Raw genomic sequence first — 1,394 nt, forward strand, 5'->3', positions numbered from 1 at the left:
GCCCCGTCCCCCGGCCCCCGTCCGGAGGCGCGCAGCGGAGGGCCTGATAGACATCGCTGCATGACGGGAACGCTGCCGCTGGACGGGATGCGCGTGCTGGAGCTGTCCAGCTTCGTCGCGACGCCGCTGGGAGGGATGACCCTCGCGCAACTCGGCGCGGACGTCATCCGCGTCGACCAGGTGGGCGGCGGCCCCGACATCGACCGGTGGCCGCTCGCCGCGTCCGGCCGGAGCCTGTACTGGGCGGGGCTGAACAAGGGCAAGCGGTCGGTGACCGCCGACCTGCGCTCGCCGGAGGGCCGCGAGGTGGTCGCCGCACTCGCCGCGGAGATCGGCATCGTCCTGACCAACGCGCCGCCGCGCCGGGGCCTCACCTACGAGGAGCTGAAGGCGGCGCGGCCCGACCTGATCCATGTCCAGCTCCAGGGCACCCGCGACGGGGGCAACGCCGTCGACTACACGGTGAACGCCGCCACGGGCTTTCCGGCGATCACCGGCCCCTCCGGCCGCGACGAGCCGGTCAACCACGCACTGCCCGCCTGGGACGTGGCGTGCGGGCTCTACATGGCGATCGGGCTCCTGGCGGCCGAACGGCACCGCCTGCGCACCGGTGAGGGCCAGAGCCTCCGGATCGCCCTGCAAGACGTCGCCCTGGCCACCGCGGGAAACCTGGGGTATCTCGCGGAGGCGCAACTGGGCGGGTCCAGGCCGCGCCTGGGCAACCACCTGTTCGGCGACTTCGGACGCGACTTCGCCACCGCCGACGGCCGCGTCATGGTGGCGGTGCTCACCGCGCGCCACTGGCGCGACCTCGTGGAGGCCACCGGGCTCGGCGAGGTGGGCGCCGCCCTGGAACGCGCCCTCGGCGCCGACTTCCGCCGCGCCGGCGACCGCTACACCTACCGCGAGGCGCTCGGCGGCGTCCTCGCCCCCTGGTTCGCGTCCCGCACGTGCGAGCAGGTCGGGGACGGCTTGAAGGGCACGTCCGTCCTGTGGTCCCGCTACCGCGGCTTCGCCGAAGTGGCCGCCGCCCTGCACGACGAACCCCTCATGGACGAACTCGACCAGCCGGGCATAGGCCCGCATCTCGCCCCCGGCTCCCCGCTGCGCCTGGGCGACACCTCCCTGCCTCCCGCGCCGGCCCCCACCCTTGGCGAACACACGCACGAGGTCCTGCGGGACGTCCTCAACCTGCCCCACGAGAGCATCCAGGCCCTACGCCACACCGGCGCCATCACCACCCCCTAACCGGGCCCGCCCACTCGTTGACCTGCGGCGTGTTGTTGTTATGCGGCCCCGCATAACAACAACACGCCGCAGGTCAACGTGACGGCGGGGCGGTGAGCGTGGGGGGTCTGTCTTGATATGAGATTGTTAGGAGGGCGAAGTACGGG

General features: G+C 73.0%; 1 protein-coding gene. It reads left to right on the top strand.

Annotated elements, in window-relative coordinates; all coding sequences use genetic code 11:
- Positions 1-60: 60 nt before the first annotated feature.
- Positions 61-1,248 carry a CoA transferase gene (locus E1284_RS40710; RefSeq protein WP_131945435.1) on the top strand — a complete coding sequence of 396 codons (1,188 nt, stop codon included), beginning with the start codon at positions 61-63 and terminating at the stop codon, positions 1,246-1,248.
- Positions 1,249-1,394: the final 146 nt, after the last annotated feature.

Source organism: Actinomadura bangladeshensis, from assembly GCF_004348335.1.
Lineage (GTDB): Bacteria > Actinomycetota > Actinomycetes > Streptosporangiales > Streptosporangiaceae > Spirillospora > Spirillospora bangladeshensis.

Bases quoted from the DNA above. Each gene is read 5' to 3' on its own strand.
- E1284_RS40710 (WP_131945435.1), top strand. From the start codon at position 61: ATGACGGGAACGCTGCCGCTGGACGGGATGCGCGTGCTGGAGCTGTCC.